This is a genomic window from Pseudomonas frederiksbergensis, assembly GCF_000802155.2.
GTDB classification, from domain to species: domain Bacteria; phylum Pseudomonadota; class Gammaproteobacteria; order Pseudomonadales; family Pseudomonadaceae; genus Aquipseudomonas; species Aquipseudomonas frederiksbergensis_A.
Map to the genome: position 1 here is coordinate 1 of NZ_JQGJ02000043.1, position 5,264 is coordinate 5,264.

Consider the following 5,264-nt stretch of genomic DNA (forward strand, 5'->3'; position numbering starts at 1 on the left):
CGGGGCGCTGTAGAATGCGCGCCTCGGTTGAGACGAAAGGCTCAACCCACCGCTCTTTAACAACTGAATCAAGCAATTCGTGTGGGTGCTTGTGGAGTCAGACTGCTAGTCAACAGATTATCAGCATCACAAGTTACTCCGCGAGAAATCAAAGATGTAACCAACGATTGCTGAGCCAAGTTTAGGGTTTTCTCAAAACCCAAAGATGTTTGAACTGAAGAGTTTGATCATGGCTCAGATTGAACGCTGGCGGCAGGCCTAACACATGCAAGTCGAGCGGCAGCACGGGTACTTGTACCTGGTGGCGAGCGGCGGACGGGTGAGTAATGCCTAGGAATCTGCCTGGTAGTGGGGGATAACGCTCGGAAACGGACGCTAATACCGCATACGTCCTACGGGAGAAAGCAGGGGACCTTCGGGCCTTGCGCTATCAGATGAGCCTAGGTCGGATTAGCTAGTTGGTGAGGTAATGGCTCACCAAGGCGACGATCCGTAACTGGTCTGAGAGGATGATCAGTCACACTGGAACTGAGACACGGTCCAGACTCCTACGGGAGGCAGCAGTGGGGAATATTGGACAATGGGCGAAAGCCTGATCCAGCCATGCCGCGTGTGTGAAGAAGGTCTTCGGATTGTAAAGCACTTTAAGTTGGGAGGAAGGGCATTAACCTAATACGTTAGTGTTTTGACGTTACCGACAGAATAAGCACCGGCTAACTCTGTGCCAGCAGCCGCGGTAATACAGAGGGTGCAAGCGTTAATCGGAATTACTGGGCGTAAAGCGCGCGTAGGTGGTTCGTTAAGTTGGATGTGAAATCCCCGGGCTCAACCTGGGAACTGCATTCAAAACTGTCGAGCTAGAGTATGGTAGAGGGTGGTGGAATTTCCTGTGTAGCGGTGAAATGCGTAGATATAGGAAGGAACACCAGTGGCGAAGGCGACCACCTGGACTGATACTGACACTGAGGTGCGAAAGCGTGGGGAGCAAACAGGATTAGATACCCTGGTAGTCCACGCCGTAAACGATGTCAACTAGCCGTTGGGAGCCTTGAGCTCTTAGTGGCGCAGCTAACGCATTAAGTTGACCGCCTGGGGAGTACGGCCGCAAGGTTAAAACTCAAATGAATTGACGGGGGCCCGCACAAGCGGTGGAGCATGTGGTTTAATTCGAAGCAACGCGAAGAACCTTACCAGGCCTTGACATCCAATGAACTTTCCAGAGATGGATTGGTGCCTTCGGGAGCATTGAGACAGGTGCTGCATGGCTGTCGTCAGCTCGTGTCGTGAGATGTTGGGTTAAGTCCCGTAACGAGCGCAACCCTTGTCCTTAGTTACCAGCACGTTATGGTGGGCACTCTAAGGAGACTGCCGGTGACAAACCGGAGGAAGGTGGGGATGACGTCAAGTCATCATGGCCCTTACGGCCTGGGCTACACACGTGCTACAATGGTCGGTACAGAGGGTTGCCAAGCCGCGAGGTGGAGCTAATCCCACAAAACCGATCGTAGTCCGGATCGCAGTCTGCAACTCGACTGCGTGAAGTCGGAATCGCTAGTAATCGCGAATCAGAATGTCGCGGTGAATACGTTCCCGGGCCTTGTACACACCGCCCGTCACACCATGGGAGTGGGTTGCACCAGAAGTAGCTAGTCTAACCTTCGGGGGGACGGTTACCACGGTGTGATTCATGACTGGGGTGAAGTCGTAACAAGGTAGCCGTAGGGGAACCTGCGGCTGGATCACCTCCTTAATCGACGACCGCAGCTGCTTCATGAGCTCCCACACGAATTGCTTGATTCATTGAAGAAGACGATTGGGTCTGTAGCTCAGTTGGTTAGAGCGCACCCCTGATAAGGGTGAGGTCGGCAGTTCGAATCTGCCCAGACCCACCAATTTCATGGTGTACCCTGTAGCGATACGGGGCCATAGCTCAGCTGGGAGAGCGCCTGCCTTGCACGCAGGAGGTCAGCGGTTCGATCCCGCTTGGCTCCACCATTACAGATTGGTTCCAACGTTTAAAGCTTAGAAATGAGCATTCCACCAAGGCGGTGATGAATGTTGATTTCTAGTCTTTTGATTAGATCGTTCTTTAAAAATTTGGGTATGTGATAGAAAGATAGACTGGACGTTACTTTCACTGGTAACGGATCAGGCTAAGGTAAAATTTGTGAAGGGCTCTTGGAGCTCAATCGAATTTTCGGCGAATGTCGTCTTCACAGTATAACCAGATTGCTTGGGGTTATATGGTCAAGTGAAGAAGCGCATACGGTGGATGCCTTGGCAGTCAGAGGCGATGAAAGACGTGGTAGCCTGCGAAAAGCTTCGGGGAGTCGGCAAACAGACTTTGATCCGGAGATGTCTGAATGGGGGAACCCAGCCATCATAAGATGGTTATCTTGTACTGAATACATAGGTGCAAGAGGCGAACCAGGGGAACTGAAACATCTAAGTACCCTGAGGAAAAGAAATCAACCGAGATTCCCTTAGTAGTGGCGAGCGAACGGGGACTAGCCCTTAAGCTTCTTTGATTTTAGCGGAACGCTCTGGAAAGTGCGGCCATAGTGGGTGATAGCCCTGTACGCGAAAGGATCTTAGAAGTGAAATCGAGTAGGACGGAGCACGAGAAACTTTGTCTGAATATGGGGGGACCATCCTCCAAGGCTAAATACTACTGACTGACCGATAGTGAACTAGTACCGTGAGGGAAAGGCGAAAAGAACCCCGGAGAGGGGAGTGAAATAGATCCTGAAACCGTATGCGTACAAGCAGTGGGAGCCCACTTTGTTGGGTGACTGCGTACCTTTTGTATAATGGGTCAGCGACTTATTTTCAGTGGCGAGCTTAACCGAATAGGGGAGGCGTAGCGAAAGCGAGTCTTAATAGGGCGTCTAGTCGCTGGGAATAGACCCGAAACCGGGCGATCTATCCATGGGCAGGTTGAAGGTTAGGTAACACTGACTGGAGGACCGAACCGACTACCGTTGAAAAGTTAGCGGATGACCTGTGGATCGGAGTGAAAGGCTAATCAAGCTCGGAGATAGCTGGTTCTCCTCGAAAGCTATTTAGGTAGCGCCTCATGTATCACTGTAGGGGGTAGAGCACTGTTTCGGCTAGGGGGTCATCCCGACTTACCAAACCGATGCAAACTCCGAATACCTACAAGTGCCGAGCATGGGAGACACACGGCGGGTGCTAACGTCCGTCGTGAAAAGGGAAACAACCCAGACCGTCAGCTAAGGTCCCAAAGTTATGGTTAAGTGGGAAACGATGTGGGAAGGCTTAGACAGCTAGGAGGTTGGCTTAGAAGCAGCCACCCTTTAAAGAAAGCGTAATAGCTCACTAGTCGAGTCGGCCTGCGCGGAAGATGTAACGGGGCTCAAACCATACACCGAAGCTACGGGTATCACGTAAGTGATGCGGTAGAGGAGCGTTCTGTAAGCCTGTGAAGGTGAGTTGAGAAGCTTGCTGGAGGTATCAGAAGTGCGAATGCTGACATGAGTAACGACAATGGGTGTGAAAAACACCCACGCCGAAAGACCAAGGTTTCCTGCGCAACGTTAATCGACGCAGGGTTAGTCGGTCCCTAAGGCGAGGCTGAAAAGCGTAGTCGATGGAAAACAGGTTAATATTCCTGTACTTCTGGTTATTGCGATGGAGGGACGGAGAAGGCTAGGCCAGCTTGGCGTTGGTTGTCCAAGTTTAAGGTGGTAGGCTGGAATCTTAGGTAAATCCGGGATTCCAAGGCCGAGAGCTGATGACGAGTTACCCTTTGGGTGACGAAGTGGTTGATGCCATGCTTCCAAGAAAAGCTTCTAAGCTTCAGGTAACCAGGAACCGTACCCCAAACCGACACAGGTGGTTGGGTAGAGAATACCAAGGCGCTTGAGAGAACTCGGGTGAAGGAACTAGGCAAAATGGCACCGTAACTTCGGGAGAAGGTGCGCCGGTGAGGGTGAAGCACTTGCTGCGTAAGCCCACGCCGGTCGAAGATACCAGGCCGCTGCGACTGTTTATTAAAAACACAGCACTCTGCAAACACGAAAGTGGACGTATAGGGTGTGACGCCTGCCCGGTGCCGGAAGGTTAATTGATGGGGTTAGCTAACGCGAAGCTCTTGATCGAAGCCCCGGTAAACGGCGGCCGTAACTATAACGGTCCTAAGGTAGCGAAATTCCTTGTCGGGTAAGTTCCGACCTGCACGAATGGCGTAACGATGGCGGCGCTGTCTCCACCCGAGACTCAGTGAAATTGAAATCGCTGTGAAGATGCAGTGTATCCGCGGCTAGACGGAAAGACCCCGTGAACCTTTACTATAGCTTTGCACTGGACTTTGAATTTGCTTGTGTAGGATAGGTGGGAGGCTTTGAAGCGTGGACGCCAGTCTGCGTGGAGCCATCCTTGAAATACCACCCTGGCAACTTTGAGGTTCTAACTCAGGTCCGTTATCCGGATCGAGGACAGTGTATGGTGGGTAGTTTGACTGGGGCGGTCTCCTCCTAAAGAGTAACGGAGGAGTACGAAGGTGCGCTCAGACCGGTCGGAAATCGGTCGTAGAGTATAAAGGCAAAAGCGCGCTTGACTGCGAGACAGACACGTCGAGCAGGTACGAAAGTAGGTCTTAGTGATCCGGTGGTTCTGTATGGAAGGGCCATCGCTCAACGGATAAAAGGTACTCCGGGGATAACAGGCTGATACCGCCCAAGAGTTCATATCGACGGCGGTGTTTGGCACCTCGATGTCGGCTCATCACATCCTGGGGCTGAAGCCGGTCCCAAGGGTATGGCTGTTCGCCATTTAAAGTGGTACGCGAGCTGGGTTTAGAACGTCGTGAGACAGTTCGGTCCCTATCTGCCGTGGACGTTTGAGATTTGAGAGGGGCTGCTCCTAGTACGAGAGGACCGGAGTGGACGAACCTCTGGTGTTCCGGTTGTCACGCCAGTGGCATTGCCGGGTAGCTATGTTCGGAAAAGATAACCGCTGAAAGCATCTAAGCGGGAAACTTGCCTCAAGATGAGATCTCACTGGAGCCTTGAGCTCCCTGAAGGGCCGTCGAAGACTACGACGTTGATAGGCAGGGTGTGTAAGCGCTGTGAGGCGTTGAGCTAACCTGTACTAATTGCCCGTGAGGCTTGACCATATAACACCCAAGCAATTTGCTGACTCGAAAGAGCACCAGATTGCGGTGTGTGAAGACGAAACGAACCGAAAGTTCGAAACTCACAAAACACCGAAAGCTGTCACATACCCAATTTGCTGAAGCGAGG

2 tRNA genes and 2 rRNA genes are annotated in these 5,264 nt (G+C 52.1%); all 4 read left to right on the forward strand.

Annotation, left to right across the window (positions count from 1 at the left end):
* The first annotated feature begins 211 nt into the window (after positions 1–211).
* The 4 genes from JZ00_RS29390 (at position 212) to JZ00_RS29405 (ending at position 5,137) form a co-directional block, all read left to right on the forward strand.
* Positions 212–1,750 (forward strand): 16S ribosomal RNA (locus JZ00_RS29390).
* 65 nt (positions 1,751–1,815) lie between these two features.
* A tRNA-Ile gene (locus JZ00_RS29395) sits at positions 1,816–1,892 on the forward strand.
* 27 nt (positions 1,893–1,919) lie between these two features.
* A tRNA-Ala gene (locus tag JZ00_RS29400) sits at positions 1,920–1,995 on the forward strand.
* Positions 1,996–2,245: 250 nt separating this feature from the next.
* Positions 2,246–5,137 (forward strand): 23S ribosomal RNA (locus JZ00_RS29405).
* The 16S and 23S rRNA genes sit together here with 2 tRNA genes alongside, the layout of an rRNA operon.
* The last annotated feature ends 127 nt before the right edge of the window (positions 5,138–5,264 follow it).